The following is a 17171-nucleotide window of genomic DNA, read 5'->3' as shown; positions in this document are numbered from 1 at the left end:
CCAAACTTTACGATTCCATTCATCTTCCAACGAAGACTAGAAGAACTTAGCTTAAAATAACCGCTCTGCATTTTTATGTATTCATCTCACCATTCGCTAACACGAACTATTCGTTTCACTTTATCTTTTTTATCCTATCATAAAATAAAAAAAAGAAAAATAAAAAGCCCAACATAAAATTTAATTTCATCATGTATATCTTCATTTAGATTGGACATAAATAACTATAACAACATCACCTTTGATGTTGTTGCCAACCGCGGAGAAGACTTACGTTTCCCCATAAGTTCTTCCTCCGGTTTCTCCTCTCCCTTTGCCTTCTTACTAGTACATGCTAGTATAAGAAGGGCCCTGCTTTGCAGGGTTTTTTTTCTTTGTCTACTTTTCATTTAAAAAGTGAGATGGTACAGTAAAAGAAAGAGGAGGAAAAGATATGATTCAACGCTTTATAGAACTCGGAGAGGGCTACTCTGATTTATATGAATTACTTGAAATTGCCAAAGCAAATCAAGAACGTATAACACATATGTTACAATTTGAAACAATTAAAAATGAAAAAAAAGTGTGCTCACTTGTTGTAATATTAAAACCAACTACTACTGGTGATTTCCAACCATTATACATATGTCGTGAAGGCATTCCTGTACTTGAAAATAAAAAAAGTAAACGCGTCATTTTATTTGAAGAAACGGCAGAACAACTTGGAAAAAAAGTGACTACCTTTACGGTAAAACCATCCACAACTTTCCCAGAAAAAGAACTGTTTTTCAATCATTTAATTGGTATTTTACGAATGAATAATTTTATTCCTCCAATGAAATAATGTGTTATTTCAAATAAAAAATCCCCTGTTAAAATTAGCAGGGGATTTTTTCTATTAGCTATAATCGTATTCTTTTGCCCGATCAGGACGTGAATTTTCAAATTCCGTTTTTAAATACGGGCGGTACGACTGTTCTATCTTTTTCACAAAAGGAAGTTTGTTCAACTTTTGCATCATATGCTCAATTTGTTCCATATCACAATATACTACTGCATATTTTAAACGTTTTGATATGTAATGTATGTTACCATATTTTCTTAAAATCTTGGCATGTTTCAATGAATGTAAATAAACAATCATACTTTGTCGTTGCCCGAACATAATCTTCTCCATCTTCTCCTTTTAAAAACATATATTTTATATTTTATGAAAACCAATCAGAAATTTATGACATTACAGGACAAACTCTGTATACGTTTTCTTCTATCTTCTAAAAAACGGGGTGATTTACCCCGTTTTTTTACAACCGCAACCTCCGCCGGTACCACAACCGCCACCACAGCCACCAGCATCAAAAAATGGATTTCCTGTTGGAACTTTGATGGAAGAGGACACCTCAGAACCGATTGCTACACTAACTTCATCTAACAACTTTTGTAAAGCCGTTTCTACTCGCTTAAAAGCTGCAATCTTATCATGTAAATCTACAGAACGCTTCAATTCCCTCATTTTCGTCGAAACGAAAGTATAGTCAGGATGATATTTACCGAAACGTTGCACTTCCTCATATCGTTCTTTCATCGCTGTAAATTGCTGAATTAACGTCTGAACTTCCATATCTTCATGCAAGTCTTTATAACATTTACGGTAATCTTCTGCTATATCTGAACAGATGATCGCTTTTGCAAGCTGCTCTGCCTTATCTAATATTAATACGCTTTCTAGCGTCGCTACAATCATGAGAGACACCTCCGAGTATTTATCATAACACATTTAGAATAGAACTACTAATTGAAGTGTCTCACTAAACAGAAAGATATCATTCTAACTATTTTTTAATAATTTCAGTACACATTTATACATTAATATGTTCCGCGATGTTGTATTTAACAACATCCCACTTCCCACTATTTTCATTCACATAACTAATACATGCGTTTTTTAACGGTGTCTTAAATGAAATATCTTCCGGAGCAATTGCATGTAAAATTGCTTTTATCGCATGAGAATGGGCTACAATAATAATACGTTTGCCAGAATGAGTTTCTGCAACATCTTTTACCGCAGCAAAACAACGAGCTACAATTTCTTCATCTTGCTCCATACCTTCTACTTTACCTTCTGCAATTAATTCCCTAACAGTCGCAACTGGCTTCCCAGAAGCTTCACCAAAATTACGTTCAACAAATCGCTCATCTAATAAAATTGATTGTAATCCAGTTGCCTCTGCAATTTCCTTAGCTGTTTCTTGCGCTCTAATTAATGGGCTACTTATAATTATATCCCATGCCTCCGCTTGCAAAGCAGCTGCACTTTGACTCGCTTGCTTCTTCCCCACTTCATTAAGCGGAATATCTTCACGTCCCTGAATAATCTCTTGAAAATTCCAATCAGTTTGTCCATGTCGTACTAAACAAATTTCCGTCATGCTCATGCTGCAACTCCTTTTTAAATAATCCGCTTCTATTGTATCAAAAGTTCTGCATGACGGACATAGTTTTCCCTTCCAATTATGTTGCATTTTGCTGCTTCATATACTGAAACATATCAATCATAATGGAAGCAACTGCCAATTGATTTTGAAATTTCTCAACTTTATCTGGTATCGTTTTTTTGAAATGTTGCATAGCTGCTAACTCAAATGCCTCTTTTTCTTCAGGGTTTCGCGTTAGTTTTCTATACCAGTAAGGTTGCTCCCTAATATAGCGAGATAAATCCTCATCAGCCTTTATAAACTCCATAATTTCTGCTCTCATCCGCTTTCCTCCTAATCCTTCTGAAAGAAAAATGGATTATTTTCGGAAGTACTCTCTTCTTGCTGCGTGCGTTTTCCTTGAAATTGTTGAAAAACTTGTTGCACACTCCCAATAGCACTCGTCACATTGGCTAAATGATGTTGCATTTGTTCCACGTCTAACTTTTTAAAGAAAGAAAGCATTTGTCCCATCACATCAGCAGTTTTTTCCTCTTCAGTTCGAGTGTCCTTTTCTTTTCCATTTTCTTTTTTCTTTTCTTTTACCGAAGAAAAAGCAGGCGCTCCATCCGGTCTAAAAGTTGCCCATATTGGATCTTCTTCACCAAGTAAGTACCATTCCTCATAAAACTGTTGCCAAGTTTTATGACCACTTCGAACTTCATGAACCATTTTAGGGTGATGGTTTACAAACTCTTTAAACTGTTGAACCGATGGATGTAACGGTCCTTTTGTTGTCGGCATAATCCTCACCTCTTCATGTATATCTACTATATAATAAGAAAAAAAAGGCGCATGGTTCGCCTATTTTTAGACGATTCATGCACCTTTTTATCCTACTATTTGCATAGGGGAAGATTCCCATCCACAATTTACAGTTTCATTTTATTTCCGAATAAAATTTTGTGTATAAAACTTATCGTATACGCCAACACCTAATCCTGTAAATTGTTCATTCAATAAATTTTTTCGATGTCCCTCACTATTTAACCAACCTTGCAATGCCGCAACCCCATCACTATGTTGCGCCGCTATGTTCTCACCGGCAAGTTGAAATCCTACTTTCCCGCGCTGTAAACGATCTCCTAACGTACCTAATGTAGGTGAATCGTGTGAAAAGTAATTATTATCCTTCATATCTTTACTATGACCGATTGCCACCTCTGCCGTTTGTTGGTCCCACGCTAATAACGGTAAATTATGACGGCTTCGAATAATATTTGTTAAATCAAAAATTTGTTGCATATTCCCATTCTCTATTTGTTTCATTTTATCTGGAGTTAATGGTTGTTCTGCTAATAATTCACCCGAATAAACGAGCTGATACGGTCTTTGACGCAATAACGTTTCGTCATCCATATAACGAACACCGACAAGCTCATGCGTAAAATGATCAAAATATAATTGTGCCCAACCATCTTCTACTGGTACTAATGGTTGTTCCATCACTTCGGTATCAGATAACTCAAATTGATAACTATTCTTTCCTCTTTTTAACGAAATCTCATGAGAAAGTGGATTCTTTTTATACACATCTTCATACTTTTCATTTATATAATAAGGTGGCACCTTAACTTGCTCACCAGCGACATACGCCGTTACAATTTTACGTTCAGCAACCCCAAATTGAACATACTGAGCTAAATCTTGATTGTATACCCACCATTCATATCCGTAAGCAGATGGTTCTATTCGAGAAGGTTCGCCCCATTTTGCTAATAAATTTTCAGAGTCCCCACCAATCATATTTAAAACCGTATCAGAAGAGTCTTCATTTACTTGTTTTTTCTTTTTCACAATTTTATTTTCTTGCTTTGATTGAGATGGGGTTAATATATATTGTGAAACGAGTAATTTCCCGTATAAATCAACAGCTAAAATTAAAATTGTAATCATTACGATACGCAATAATTTCTTCAATCGATATACCTCCTGCAAAAAACATAAAATTGAGATATACACAAATCCTTTTCTTTCCTTTTTTTGTGTGTACCGTACTCTTTTCACTATATCATATTTTCGCAAAAAAAGTCTGGATTATCCCTTTTCTCTCAATATGAATTGCACTTTCTTATTATTCATACTATTATAAAAATAATGGTGTAACATTAAAAAAGGAGGTATTTTATGCAATTTACAAATACGAAATTTAATGGGGCAGTCGTTGATTTAACACTATTAACAGAGATTATGGAAAAGAACCATTTTGTACTTGCTGGACAGTGGGATTATGAACGAGTTACATACGATTATAAATTCGAAATATTAAACGATGTTTATTATTTACGTGTACAAGGTTTAGCTGTTGAAGGTGACATTGGCAGCAGACACGCTGAAATAAAGCTACTCCCTCCCTTATTAGGTAAACATTATTATCCTCACGGCGTTGAATATGGTGATGGTGAAAATTTCCCAACGAATGTAATTCAAAAAAGCGAACAACTCCTACAAAATATCGAAAAAGAGTTAAAAGAATTCCAAATCATTGAGTAAATAGAACAAGCGCATCAATATGATGCGCTTGTTCTATTTATCTTACTTAAGAATGAATCGTCTTTTTGACTGGATACCCATAAATAGTTCCATCCTTTACTTTAATCTCATCTTCCCAAGGAACCTTATATTTACCTTCAGCTAAATCTTTTACAAACGTATATGGGTTTTCTTTCACCCCACCAGGAGTCGCTACATATCCCCTTGAACCTAAATTATATATATTATTTTCGAGACCCCATCCTAATCTAGCTTGATCTGCTAGCTCTGGATATACTTCAGCAGTAACAATCTCCCAAGGATTTCGGTGTCCCTGCACTAAAGTAGTCCCATCAAAATTACATACTTGTCCTTCACCAAAATAATAAAATACACCATCATAACCGGCTAAGTTCACCGACAATGTATACATTAAATTTTGCCATGCATTCGAACGATTAGTTAACATCCATTGTTCACTAACTTGTGTGCTATATCCAGAAATACGAATCAAGACATTTGCACCTTTATAAGCTGCTTCACGAGCTACTTCAGGAAACATACCATCATGACAAATACAAACAGCTAATTTACTTCCTCCTGGTCCATCACAAACAGGTAAACCTAAATCTCCAGCCTTCCAAGGTTCAACTGGCACCCAAGGATTTAGCTTACGATACTTCAAAATCATTTCACCTTGTGGATCAATAATTATTGCTGTATTATACGGTTCTCCACCATCAGGATTTCTTTCCATTATAGAAAAAACACCATATACTTCAGACTCTTTACATGCCTCAGCAAACAAGTCTGTTTCTGGCCCAGGGACCGTACATAAAAACTCTTCTGTAGTCCATTTTTTTGTATTAAGCCCTTGCGTACTATATTCTGGAAATACTATCAATTCCAATCCAGGATACCCTGCTTTAGTTGAATGAATTGTTTTTATGATCTGTTTAATTTGTTTATCAATGTCTGCACGTGACTCTACTACCGGTACTGGATATTGTATTAATGCTGCTAAAAAACCACTAATTGGCTTTACCATACTTCCACTACTACCCATTTAAATTCCCCCTTAAAATAGTCCTTGTTTTATTAAAGATAACAATATAAATTTGTAACTCTCTAAAAAACTTGTACTACACATGGAATTATTATGCATTAAAGCTAGTAGTAAATCTTATATCCACTTTTAGTACATGCCTACACTAACTTAACATAAATAATTAGAAAATTCAATCTATTGAAGTTTAGTAAAACTAAAAAAGTGTATGGAAACCCATACACTTTTTTACTTCGTTTGTAAATACGGCGGCAATTGTTGTAACTGCTCTTTATCCTTTTCACGCTCTCGACGCGCCCATCGAAAGAACACATAACCAATAATTGTACCGTACACTATTTCCTGGACAATTTTCATAATGATGCCGCCTGTTTGTTGGTCTTGTACGATCGGCATCCAGTGTAAAAATTCTGGTCCAGTTATATTTAAATCAGATAAAGTTCCCGCCGGTACACATAGTTCCATCGCCTTCATCCAAGCAGCCGGATCCGTATACGTTGCAAACAACGGCGCCGTTGCAAAAATAATTAACGCGCAAGCTGGCGTTAATAATATACCGTTAGCAAACATATAACCAAGTTTCTTTATATCACTTAACGTTTGATATTCTGGTAATGGATTTAGCATCGGCCACCACATCATGATTGCCGTAAAGAACAATATAGCGAGACAGATAGGATGAGCAATTTGACTTTGTTTTACTGCATCAAAAACAACTGGTAAATGATAAAAAGAAAACAGGCCATTAAATACAAACAATGCAATAAGTGGCTTAGCAAATATCTTTAATATAATTTGAACGAACTTAAAAGAAGTAATATAACGATATAACCAAACTGGTATACCAAGCAACAACAAAGGCGGAACGGCAATATACATAACTGCCATTTCAAACATATGTGCACTAAATATAATATGACCAATTAAATCAATAGGCCCTCCCTTTACAAAATACAAAAGAACAATTCCAGTCGTAAAATAAAAAACTTGCTTCTTACTTACCTTTGTCGCATGTTCAAATCGCATTCTATACGGCCCAATAATTAAAAAATATCCAATGAGGATCGAAAGCATAAATAATAAAAAGATTGGACTCCATAGCGCTTGAAAACCAAATATCCACAAGTTACTCATTTTCACACCTACCTTCTTAAGGTTATCCTTTCACATAACATGAAGAGGGAGCTGTGTCAACACAAGCTCCCTTATTCTTCACTTTTCAAATCCACACAATTGTCATAAAAGCTAAAATTGTAATTAATCCGATCAACAGACCAGAATAAAGAAAGAAACTTGCCGCTTCATGTCCTTTATGACTCATATGCATAAAATAATACAATTGAAAAATTACTTGTACCACCGCTAATAGTAAAATAAATGGTACTGAAAAAGTCGGACTAAAAGTTTTCGGATATGCTACCGCTGCAAATGCAACTAATGTTAAAAAAATCATTAATGCAAATGTAATAACTTGATGCTTCATTTCCTCCGCACTTTTTCTTTTCCGATAAACAAGATCAACTTTAGGATTATTCGTTTGCTTTATCGCCATTGTTTATCCCACCATTCCCATTAAATATACTACAGTGAAAATAAACACCCAAACTACGTCAATAAAGTGCCAATAAATCGATGCAACATAAAACTTCGGTGCATTGTATAAATTTAGACCTCTCTTCGCATTCCTAAAGATTAATGTTAAAATCCAACACAATCCAAACAATACGTGGAGTCCATGTGTACCAACAAGAGCATAAAACGCGGAACCAAATGCGCTACTTCTCATAGTATGCTTAAATTCATGCGTATAATGATAAAACTCATATATCTCAAATCCTAAAAACCCTAAACCTAGCAGCACTGTTACTAGTAGCCAAAGTTGCATTTTCTTAAAATTAAAGTTTTTCATATGATACATCGCATACACGCTCGTTAAGCTACTCGTTAATAAAAGCATCGTCATAATGAAAACGAGTGGCATTTGGAACATCTCTTGAGATGTTGGTCCGCCATTTGTAGAATTCTTTAACGCTAAATATGTGCCAAATAAGGAAGCGAACAATACTGTTTCGCCTCCAAGAAATAACCAAAAACCGACAAACTTATTTTTCCCCTCAAGGGTTGCTTTTTCAGGCTCTGCTGGAAATGTTTCATTCGTTAATTTTTCATCTACATGCATTACGCCTTGCCCCCCTTATCTTCTAAATCTTCTTTATGAATATGATATCCATGATCATCAATTACTGAACGTAGGAACATTGTACCAAACGTAATAATTAAACCGATAATTGCTACTAATAACCAAAACTTATCTTTTCCACCCTGCATATACATTGCACCGAATGCCGCTATAAACAATCCTAAAGAAATGATAAATGGTGAAAATGATGGATTTGGCATATGAATATCACCCACTGGTTCCGCCGCTGTCATCTCTTTATTCCCTTCACGTTTTTCAATCCAAAACGGATCTAACCCGCGAACAAATGGTAATTGTTTAAAGTTATATTCTGGTGTAGGTGCTGGCATTGTCCATTCTAATGTACGTCCATCCCACGGATCACGACCAGCCTTTTCTTTTGATACTGTTGTTTTAATTACATTGAATAGAAGAACAATCGTTCCAAGAGCCATAAATACTGCTCCAATAGAACTAATCATATTGCCCATTTCCAACCCTTGACCTTCAAGATATGTGTAGTAACGACGTGGCATACCAATTAAGCCAAGGAAATGCTGAATGAAGAACGTTAAATGGAAACCGATAAAGAATAACCAAAATGTTATCTTTCCTAACGTTTCATTCAATACTTTATTAAACATCAGCGGCCAATAATAATGGGCTCCTGCAAGTAAACCAAATACAACACCACCGACAATTACATAATGAAAGTGAGCTACTACGAAATAGTTATCATGAAATTGATAATCAGCTGGTGCAGATGCTAGCATAACACCTGTAACTCCTCCCATTACAAATGATGGAATGAAGGCTACTGCCCACATCATCGGTGTCGTAAAACGAATACTTCCGCCCCACATTGTAAAGAGCCAGTTGAATATTTTAATACCGGTCGGAACCGCAATCGCCATTGTTGCAACTGAGAAAATAGCATTTGCAACTGGACCAAGCCCAACAGTAAACATATGATGCGCCCATACCATAAACCCTAAAAATCCAATTAATACTGTCGCAAACACCATTGACGAATAACCAAATAATCGTTTTTTCGAAAACGTCGCGAAGATTTCTGAGAATATTCCGAAAGCTGGGAGTATAAGAATGTACACTTCTGGATGACCGAAAATCCAGAATAAGTGCTCCCATATAATTGTATTCCCGCCCAGTGCTGGATTAAAGAAACTTGTTCCAAATAAGCGGTCTAACATTAAAAGTCCTAATCCTACAGTTAACGGCGGAAAAGCAAATAATATTAATGAAGATGTTACAAATGTCGTCCACGTAAACATCGGCATACGCATATACGTCATCCCTGGCGCACGCATATTAATAATCGTTACAAGGAAATTAATACCTCCAATTAATGTACCTATACCGGAGATTTGCAAGCCAAGCACATAAAAATCAACACCATGGCCTTTAGAGGCTAAAGCTAAAGATGCATAAGATGTCCATCCTGCATCAGGCGCTCCACCTAAAAACCAACTTAAATTTAAAAATACTCCACCAAAGAAAAATAACCAAAATCCGAGTGAATTTAAAAACGGGAACGCTACATCACGTGCACCAATTTGAAGTGGTACAGCGGCGTTCATAAATGCAAACACGAGTGGCATAGCTGCGAGGAAAATCATTGTTGTACCGTGCATAGTTAATACTTGATTATAAGCATCCCCAACAAGAAAAGCGTTGTTAGGAATCGCTAATTGAAGGCGAATAAATAGAGCTTCTATTCCGCCTATTATAAAAAACAATCCACCTGCAATTAAATAGAGAATGGCAATCTTTTTATGGTCTACTGTCGTTAAATAATCCCATATGACAGCACCCATCCCCTGTTTTTTTGCTACAGAACTCACGTTTTCAACCTCCCCTTCGCGAATAATCCCTCTTTACTTTTCAACTTTTAACGTTTGTAAGTATGCATTTAATGCATCAATTTGATCGTCTGTTAAGTTGCCATATTTACCAGTCATTTTATTTCCTGGTTTCATATTTTCAGGATCTTTCAGCCATTTTTTTAAGTTTTCTTCATTGTTTTCAGCAATGCCGGCAACTGTATCGCGATCCGCAAAGTTTGCTAAGTTTGGTGCGATACGAGCGGAAGGTGGTCTACTATCATTAGATCCAACTGCGTGACAACCAATACAGCTTTTATTAAATATTTCTTGGCCTTCTTGCGCCTTTGTTGAAGCTACTTCTTTCTTCCCATCAATTTTCTTCATATCAGCAAGCCACTTTTTGTACTCGCTTTCATCTAAAGCTTTCACTTTGAATTGCATTAAAGAATGTGATGGGCCGCAAAATTCTGTACAAAAACCATTATAAGTGCCCGATTTATCTGCCTTTAACCACATTTTGTTCACATTATCTGTGTTTGTATCCATTTTCCCAGCTAAAGATGGAACCCAAAACGAATGTTTAATATCGGCACCCTTCAAATTCAAATACACTTTCTTACCTGTGGGGATGACTAAATCTTGAGAAGTTACTATCTTTTCTGATTTATAAGAAAATTCCCACCAATAAAGATTCGCTGTTACATCAACAACGATAGTATCTTTATCAATATTCTTTTTCTCCATCGCACTTACATCAGCAAGTTTGAATGTATATGTAACCGTCGGAACAGCTAAGATTAGCAAAAGAATAATCGGAATAACTGTCCATATAATTTCTAGTTTGTGATTCCCTTCAACTTGCTCCGGAATATAATCTTCCTGACCTTTCTTTTGTCGGAAACGCACAATTACATATAAGAAAATAATAGTAACTACTAGTACTACTCCTACCATGATCGCACTTGCTAGTAAGAGCAGATCATATTGCATTTTTGCTACTTCTCCTTGCGGAATTAAAGTAGATTGAAAGGCTTTACCGCATCCCCCTAACAGTAAAGCCAGCAGTGAAACGAACGAAAGCAGTCGCCACTGTTTCTTCATACAAACAACCCCCACTTTCCTTGTGAATTAGATTGTACTTTATAGTTAAGTAAAGTAAATCTCAACGTAAAGAAATCCAATTATGTCGTTGTCTTAGAAGAATGTAACTACAATCATTGATACAAATAAGATTGTTAAATAATTTAGGGAATAAACAAACATTTGCACAGACCATTTGATGTCATCTTTCTTACGGAAGCCATAAAAACCTAAAACGATCCATCCGATGTTAAGCAGTGTTGCAATTACCATAAATGTTATCCCTAGTCCACTCATATAAAATGGTAGTGGTAATAAACATACTGTCCAAATCATAATTTGGCGTTTCGTAATTTCAAATCCATGAACTACAGGAAGCATTGGAATTCCTGCGTTTCGATATTCATCAACACGTTTCATTGCTAATGCAAGGAAATGTGGGATTTGCCAAATAAACATAATTAAAAATAACATCCAAGCAATTGGATGGCCTAAAGATGGATCGATTGCTGCCCATCCAATTAAAGGTGGAACTGCACCAGATATACTACCTACAACAGTATTTAGTGTATACTTTCTCTTTGTCCATAAACTATATAGAACAACATATGTGAAAGCACCAATAAATCCCATTAAGACTGCCATTGGTGTTGTTAATAATAAAAATACAAAACCAAGAAGTAATATAACTAGCCCAAATGTAAGTGCAAATCCTGGTTTATACTTTCCAGTAACCGTTGGACGGGTCTTTGTTCTTTCCATTAATGGATCGATGTCTCGATCAATGTAGTTGTTTAAACAACATACCCCTGCCATAACTAATCCAGAACCAACGATTGTAAAGAATAACTTATCCAGATTGTCCATTACACTTAATCCATTAAAGTGTAATGCCAACCAAAATCCTGTAAATACAGTAAGTGTATTTGAGTTTACAATCCCCATTTTAACGAGCGCTTTTAAATCTTGTAACCGAGTTGTTTCCGGTACGCTTGTAACAGCAGACTCATCATGCAGCTCACTTGTTGCATGGTTCATCACTTTAACCCCCTCTTAAAACTTTCATCTTTCTTTTTGCGCCTATTTCAAATTGAAATATTTCGCTTCTATATAGCAATATTATTACAGTAGAAACATTGTTAACCCATTCTACTACTAATCTACGCCCATACTCCAATATATTAAATCATATTTCCCGAACATTTTGTGAAGAAAACATGAACTTTTTGTGTCGAACATAAAAAACTTAATTGTTACTTATCCATATCATAACATGATGTTACCTTCTATAATAAACTTTTTTGTCATATTTAACACGTATTCTCCCCATTTCTTTTCAAAATAGCCTATTTTTCACCTAAAAATTTCCTTATAAACCTTATTTCCACACCCGTTTTCTCTTCCCTGTCTTCCCCCTCCATTTCTTTGCTATTTTATTATTTTTTATATATCATAGGAACTAGCGCGTTTTATTCTATACATAATGGAATGAAAATATTTCGCAATAACTTCATAGCAGAAAGATGGTGAAAGAGATTGCAACGCTTTATTAAATGGTTAGCAGTCATTACGAGTCTTGATTTATTAATAGTTTTATTAGGAGGCGCCTTAGTTACAAAAACAGGCTCTGGCCAAGGATGCGGTAAATCATGGCCACTTTGTAACGGTGAATTTGTTCCATCTAATTTATCAATGGAAACTATTATTGAACTAAGTCATCGCCTTACATCAGGATCAGCAGGAATTCTTGTCACTCTCCTTTGTATTTTGTCCTGGAAATATTATAAACATGTGCGCGAAACAAAAACGTTAGCAATTTTATCCTTCGTATTTTTAGTTGCACAAGCATTAATGGGAGCCGCAGCGGTTGTTTGGGGGCAAATGCCAGCTGTACTTGCTATCCATTTCGGTATTTCCTTAATTTCATTTGCTTCTGTCATTTTATTAACGTGTCTTATCTTTGAAATTGACCAAAAATTCGATGCACGTTCACTTATTATGGACAAAAAAATGAAATTTCATATTTATGGTGTAACAATTTACAGTTATATTGTCGTCTACACAGGGGCTTTAGTACGTCACGAACGAGCTAGCTTAGCCTGTCCAGACTTTCCTTTATGCAGCAAAAATAGACCTATGCCAACTCAATTACATGAATGGGTTCAAATGGGACATAGAGTTGCAGCGATGTTAATTTTCGCTTGGATACTATACGCGATGATTCTCGCTATCCGCCATTACAAACAGCAGCCTGTCGTATACTGGGGATGGATCATCTCATTTATCCTTGTTACACTTCAAGCTATCGTAGGAATTTTAGTCGTATTTACAAATGCTAGTTTATCAATGGCATTATTACATTCCCTATTCATTTCTTGCTTGTTTGCTGTACTATGCTATTTAGTTATGTTAGGTACAAGAAGTAAAGTGAATGCAAAAGAAGCTGCATCAATTTCTAAACAAACAAAATAAATGAAAATACCTTGCCCGAATTGGCAAGGTATTTTTTCGTAATAAAAAAGAGCTGTGTTTCCACAACTCTTTTTTATTTTAGTGATCTAATTCAATGAGTAAGTCACCCGTTTGAATTGCATCTCCATCGTTAACATATACTTTTTTCACTTTACCATTAAACGGCGCTTGAACTGTCGTTTCCATTTTCATCGCTTCTGTAATTGCCATAGAATCGCCTTTTTTCACTTCATCGCCTTCTTTTACAACTACTTTAATAACCGTTCCTGGCATTGTTGCGCTAATGTGGTTTGGATTTTCACGGTTTCCTTTCACACGTTGTGCAACTGTCGCTTTCACACTTTCGTCTTTCACAACAATCTCACGTGGTTGACCGTTAAACTCCAAGTAAAGCACACGATTTCCATCCGGCTGAGGCTCTCCAATTGATACTAGTTTAACCATCAATGTTTTACCTTGTTCAATTTCCACATCGATTTCTTCACCAAGTCTCATACCATAGAAGAATGTCGGTGTATCAAGCACAGATACATTTCCATAAATCTCAGCAACTTTTTCGTAATCCATAAATACTTTTGGATATAATGCATATGCAACTACATCAAACATCGTCACTTCGCGTCCAAGTTTATGGAATAGCTCTTCTTTTAACGCGTCGAAATCTACTGGTTCTAATAATTCACCTGGTCTTACTGTTAATGGTTCTTTCCCTTTTAAAATAATTTCTTGTAACTTTTTCGGGAAACCACCATATGGTTGTCCTAAATCTCCAGAGAACATTTCAACAACAGATCCTGGGAAGTCCATAGAATGTCCACGCTCTAAAACATCTTGTTCTGTTAAATGATTTTGAACCATGAATAATGCCATGTCACCAACAACTTTAGATGATGGTGTTACTTTAACAATATCACCAAACATGTCATTCACACGGCGGTACATTACTTTCACTTCATCGAAACGATCGCCTAAGCCAACCGCTTTCGCTTGTTGTTGTAAATTACTATACTGTCCGCCTGGCATTTCGTGCATATATACCTCTGTATGAGGAGCATTCATACCACTTTCAAACGGTGCGTAGTATTTACGTACATCTTCCCAGTAATGAGATAATTTTTCTAATGAATCTATATTAACATCTGGCTGTCTTTCGTTTCCACCTAACGCATAGTATAGCGTGTTCGCACTTGGTTGTGACGTTTGACCAGCCATAGAACTTACTGCTACATCGACAATGTCAACACCTGCTTCAATTGCCTTCGTATACGTTAATATACCATTTCCACTCGTATCGTGTGTGTGCAGGTGAATCGGAATCGATACCGTCTCTTTTAATGCTGAAACTAAATCATATGCTGCATTTGGTTTTAGTAAGCCCGCCATATCTTTAATACCTAAAATGTGAGCTCCTGATGCTTCTAATTCTTTTGCTAAATTTTTATAGTAATTTAAATCATATTTACTACGCAGTGGATCATGAATATCCCCTGTGTAACACATCGTTGCTTCTGCAATTTTACCAGTATCTCGTACAGCATCAATCGCAACTCTCATACCTTCTACCCAGTTTAAGCTATCAAAAATACGGAACACATCAATTCCAGCTTGGGCAGAACACTCCACAAACTTTTGAATTAAATTATCCGGATAGTTTTTGTAACCAACCGCGTTTGAAGAACGAAGTAACATTTGGAATAAAACATTTGGCATTTTTTCACGAAGATCTAGTAATCGTTCCCACGGATCTTCTTTTAAGAAACGATATGCAACATCAAACGTTGCACCGCCCCACATTTCTGCTGAGAATAAGTTCGGTAACATTCTCGCTGTCGGCTCTGCAATTTGGTGTAAATCTTTTGTGCGAATACGCGTTGCAAGTAATGACTGATGCGCATCACGGAATGTTGTATCCGTTAAAAGTACACGTTTTTGATCTTGTACCCATTTTACTAATCCGTCTGCTCCACGCTCATCCAAAATTTGTTTCGTTCCATTTTGGATTGGCTCTGAGTGTAATACATTCGGTATACGAGCATCTGGGAAAATTGGTTTCTCTTTTTTCCCTACCCCTGGGAAGCCATTTACTGTTACTGTCCCAATGTAATTTAACATTTTCGTTCCGCGGTCTTTACGTTTCGGGAACAAGAATAGTTCAGGTGACGCATCAATAAATGAAGTGTCATATTCCCCTGATAAGAAGTTTTTGTGTTTTACTACATTCTCTAGGAATGGAATATTCGTTTTAATACCACGGATACGGAATTCTTTTAAGTTACGTTCCATTTTTGCAGCAGCTTGTTCAAAAGTAAGCGCCCATGTTGTAACTTTTACGAGTAAAGAATCATAGTACGGTGTAATAACAGCACCTTGGAAACTATTACCTGTATCAAGACGAACCCCAAACCCACCACCTGATCGATATGCCATAATTTTTCCTGTATCCGGCATGAAATTATTTAGTGGATCCTCAGTCGTTACACGAGATTGTATTGCAAATCCATGTACAACAACTTCCTCTTGCTTTGGAACACCTACCATTTTACTATGTAATGCATGTCCATCAGCTATTAAAATTTGTGATTGAACGATATCGACTCCTGTAATCATTTCTGTAATTGTATGTTCTACTTGAACACGCGGATTCACTTCAATGAAATAGAAATTATCATCTTTTACAAGAAATTCAACTGTTCCTGCGTTTAAATAATTTACATTTTTCGTTAACTTTACAGCAGCATCACAAATACGCTGACGCAAATCATCTGAAAGCGACACACTAGGTGCAATTTCTACTACTTTTTGATGACGACGTTGTACAGAACAGTCTCGCTCGTATAAATGAACAACATTGCCCTCTTCATCTGCTAAAATTTGAACTTCTATATGTTTAGGTTTTTCAACGAATTTTTCTACGTATACTTCATCATTACCAAAGGCTGCTTTTGCTTCTGACTTCGCTCGATTATACGATTCTCTTAATTCTTCACTAGTACGTACAATACGCATACCACGACCGCCCCCGCCAAGGGAAGCTTTAATAATAATCGGGTAATCATACTTTTCAGCAAATTTTTCGACTTCTTCTAATGAATCTACTGGTCCATCACTACCAGGAATAACTGGAATTTGTGCTAGCTGCGCTTGTGTTCTTGCTTTTACTTTATCTCCAAACATATCTAAATGCTTACTTTTTGGACCGATAAAGATAATTCCTTCTTCTTCACAACGTTTTGCGAATTGAATATTTTCTGACAAGAAACCATATCCAGGGTGGATTGCATCTACATGATTACTTTTCGCAATCTCAATAATGCCCTCAATATCTAGATAAGCATCAATTGGCTTTTTTCCTTCCCCAACTAAATAGGATTCATCGGCTTTATAACGATGATAAGAACCACTATCCTCTTTAGAATAGATTGCAACTGTTTTTAATCCCAGTTCCGAACAAGCTCGAAACACACGAATTGCAATCTCTCCACGGTTAGCTACCAATACTTTTTGAATACGTTGCAGCTTTGTCATGATTTTCCCCCTCTACTTTCCTACCACTCTAGAGATAAAATATATACACACCATAAAGAGCGTGAAGTTCTTCACTT

At 36.1% G+C, this 17171-nt stretch carries 17 protein-coding genes; 3 read left to right on the top strand and 14 right to left on the bottom strand.

The genetic code is table 11. The annotated features are described in order from the left end of the window. The first annotated feature begins 433 nt into the window (after window positions 1–433). Complete coding sequence (locus QCI73_RS08040; RefSeq protein WP_000616011.1) at window positions 434–823, top strand: DUF7147 family protein; 390 nt, start codon at window positions 434–436, stop codon at window positions 821–823. A gap of 54 nt (window positions 824–877) precedes the next feature. Here the strand turns inward: QCI73_RS08040 and QCI73_RS08035 are convergent, their stop codons facing one another. The 6 genes from QCI73_RS08035 to QCI73_RS08010 form a co-directional block, all read right to left on the bottom strand. Next, on the bottom strand, window positions 878–1144 hold the full coding sequence (locus QCI73_RS08035; RefSeq protein WP_002080814.1) for a YlbG family protein: 267 nt from the start codon (window positions 1142–1144) through the stop codon (window positions 878–880). A gap of 126 nt (window positions 1145–1270) precedes the next feature. Then, window positions 1271–1723 carry a YlbF/YmcA family competence regulator gene (locus QCI73_RS08030; protein WP_000634351.1) on the bottom strand — a complete coding sequence of 151 codons (453 nt, stop codon included), beginning with the start codon at window positions 1721–1723 and terminating at the stop codon, window positions 1271–1273. 115 nt (window positions 1724–1838) lie between these two features. After that, window positions 1839–2411: a histidine phosphatase family protein gene (locus tag QCI73_RS08025; protein ID WP_001998138.1), complete on the bottom strand. Its 573-nt coding sequence runs from the start codon at window positions 2409–2411 to the stop codon at window positions 1839–1841. 82 nt (window positions 2412–2493) lie between these two features. Continuing rightward, window positions 2494–2739 (bottom strand): YlbE-like family protein, encoded by a 246-nt coding sequence (locus QCI73_RS08020; RefSeq protein WP_001200990.1) that lies wholly within the window; start codon window positions 2737–2739, stop codon window positions 2494–2496. Window positions 2740–2750: 11 nt separating this feature from the next. Further along, window positions 2751–3200, bottom strand: a complete 450-nt coding sequence (ylbD, locus tag QCI73_RS08015) for a YlbD family protein (RefSeq protein ID WP_001143335.1) — start codon at window positions 3198–3200, stop codon at window positions 2751–2753. Window positions 3201–3341: 141 nt separating this feature from the next. Further along, window positions 3342–4376 (bottom strand): CAP domain-containing protein, encoded by a 1035-nt coding sequence (locus QCI73_RS08010; RefSeq protein ID WP_000735391.1) that lies wholly within the window; start codon window positions 4374–4376, stop codon window positions 3342–3344. A gap of 207 nt (window positions 4377–4583) precedes the next feature. Between QCI73_RS08010 and QCI73_RS08005 the strand changes: the two genes are divergently transcribed. Continuing rightward, the gene (locus QCI73_RS08005) at window positions 4584–4949 is read left to right on the top strand and encodes a YugN family protein (RefSeq protein WP_353822736.1); all 366 of its coding nucleotides are present in this window, start codon (window positions 4584–4586) and stop codon (window positions 4947–4949) included. 46 nt (window positions 4950–4995) lie between these two features. Here QCI73_RS08005 and QCI73_RS08000 read toward each other — a convergent pair whose 3' ends face one another. The 7 genes from QCI73_RS08000 to ctaB all read right to left on the bottom strand — a co-directional run bounded on the left by QCI73_RS08000 (window position 4996) and on the right by ctaB (window position 12135). Next, window positions 4996–5994 (bottom strand): formamidase, encoded by a 999-nt coding sequence (locus QCI73_RS08000; RefSeq protein ID WP_000535781.1) that lies wholly within the window; start codon window positions 5992–5994, stop codon window positions 4996–4998. Window positions 5995–6222: 228 nt separating this feature from the next. Beyond that, the gene (gene ctaG, locus QCI73_RS07995) at window positions 6223–7128 is read right to left on the bottom strand and encodes a cytochrome c oxidase assembly factor CtaG (protein ID WP_000069012.1); all 906 of its coding nucleotides are present in this window, start codon (window positions 7126–7128) and stop codon (window positions 6223–6225) included. A gap of 85 nt (window positions 7129–7213) precedes the next feature. Beyond that, a complete protein-coding gene (gene ctaF / locus QCI73_RS07990; protein ID WP_000985699.1) occupies window positions 7214–7546 on the bottom strand; it encodes a cytochrome c oxidase subunit IVB in 333 nt (110 codons plus the stop codon). Between the two features lie 3 nt (window positions 7547–7549). After that, the gene (gene ctaE / locus QCI73_RS07985; protein ID WP_000557861.1) at window positions 7550–8173 is read right to left on the bottom strand and encodes a cytochrome c oxidase subunit III; all 624 of its coding nucleotides are present in this window, start codon (window positions 8171–8173) and stop codon (window positions 7550–7552) included. Beyond that, window positions 8173–10008 (bottom strand): cytochrome c oxidase subunit I, encoded by a 1836-nt coding sequence (gene ctaD, locus QCI73_RS07980; RefSeq protein WP_011040617.1) that lies wholly within the window; start codon window positions 10006–10008, stop codon window positions 8173–8175. The genes ctaE and ctaD overlap by 1 nt, the downstream gene beginning before the upstream one ends. 60 nt (window positions 10009–10068) lie before the next feature. Further along, window positions 10069–11118 (bottom strand): cytochrome c oxidase subunit II, encoded by a 1050-nt coding sequence (gene coxB / locus QCI73_RS07975; protein ID WP_000745271.1) that lies wholly within the window; start codon window positions 11116–11118, stop codon window positions 10069–10071. Between the two features lie 93 nt (window positions 11119–11211). Beyond that, entirely contained in the window at window positions 11212–12135 is a 924-nt protein-coding gene (ctaB, locus tag QCI73_RS07970) for a protoheme IX farnesyltransferase (protein WP_001015058.1), read from the bottom strand. Window positions 12136–12633: 498 nt separating this feature from the next. On the opposite strand from ctaB, the gene ctaA reads away from it, so the two are divergent. Beyond that, complete coding sequence (gene ctaA, locus QCI73_RS07965) at window positions 12634–13569, top strand: heme A synthase (RefSeq protein WP_001188736.1); 936 nt, start codon at window positions 12634–12636, stop codon at window positions 13567–13569. 78 nt (window positions 13570–13647) lie between these two features. Here ctaA and pyc read toward each other — a convergent pair whose 3' ends face one another. Next, window positions 13648–17094 carry a pyruvate carboxylase gene (pyc, locus tag QCI73_RS07960; protein ID WP_000164061.1) on the bottom strand — a complete coding sequence of 1149 codons (3447 nt, stop codon included), beginning with the start codon at window positions 17092–17094 and terminating at the stop codon, window positions 13648–13650. Window positions 17095–17171 lie beyond the last annotated feature (77 nt).

This window comes from Bacillus cereus group sp. MG16 (genome assembly GCF_040459875.1).
In the GTDB taxonomy this organism is placed as follows: Bacteria; Bacillota; Bacilli; order Bacillales; family Bacillaceae_G; genus Bacillus_A; species Bacillus_A paranthracis.
Note: the sequence above shows the minus strand (reverse complement) of the source record. Positions and strands in the feature narration are given on the sequence as shown.

Coding starts and splice junctions, on each gene's coding strand:
- ctaG (WP_000069012.1), bottom strand. CDS start 7,128: ATGAGTAACTTGTGGATATTTGGTTTTCAAGCGCTATGGAGTCCAATC.
- ctaE (WP_000557861.1), bottom strand. CDS start 8,173: ATGCATGTAGATGAAAAATTAACGAATGAAACATTTCCAGCAGAGCCT.
- ctaB (WP_001015058.1), bottom strand. CDS start 12,135: ATGAACCATGCAACAAGTGAGCTGCATGATGAGTCTGCTGTTACAAGC.
- pyc (WP_000164061.1), bottom strand. CDS start 17,094: ATGACAAAGCTGCAACGTATTCAAAAAGTATTGGTAGCTAACCGTGGA.
- ctaD (WP_011040617.1), bottom strand. CDS start 10,008: ATGGGTGCTGTCATATGGGATTATTTAACGACAGTAGACCATAAAAAG.
- ylbD (WP_001143335.1), bottom strand. CDS start 3,200: ATGCCGACAACAAAAGGACCGTTACATCCATCGGTTCAACAGTTTAAA.
- QCI73_RS08035 (WP_002080814.1), bottom strand. CDS start 1,144: ATGTTCGGGCAACGACAAAGTATGATTGTTTATTTACATTCATTGAAA.
- QCI73_RS08040 (WP_000616011.1), top strand. CDS start 434: ATGATTCAACGCTTTATAGAACTCGGAGAGGGCTACTCTGATTTATAT.
- QCI73_RS08005 (WP_353822736.1), top strand. CDS start 4,584: ATGCAATTTACAAATACGAAATTTAATGGGGCAGTCGTTGATTTAACA.
- QCI73_RS08025 (WP_001998138.1), bottom strand. CDS start 2,411: ATGACGGAAATTTGTTTAGTACGACATGGACAAACTGATTGGAATTTT.
- QCI73_RS08030 (WP_000634351.1), bottom strand. CDS start 1,723: ATGATTGTAGCGACGCTAGAAAGCGTATTAATATTAGATAAGGCAGAG.
- ctaF (WP_000985699.1), bottom strand. CDS start 7,546: ATGGCGATAAAGCAAACGAATAATCCTAAAGTTGATCTTGTTTATCGG.
- coxB (WP_000745271.1), bottom strand. CDS start 11,118: ATGAAGAAACAGTGGCGACTGCTTTCGTTCGTTTCACTGCTGGCTTTA.
- QCI73_RS08000 (WP_000535781.1), bottom strand. CDS start 5,994: ATGGGTAGTAGTGGAAGTATGGTAAAGCCAATTAGTGGTTTTTTAGCA.
- QCI73_RS08020 (WP_001200990.1), bottom strand. CDS start 2,739: ATGAGAGCAGAAATTATGGAGTTTATAAAGGCTGATGAGGATTTATCT.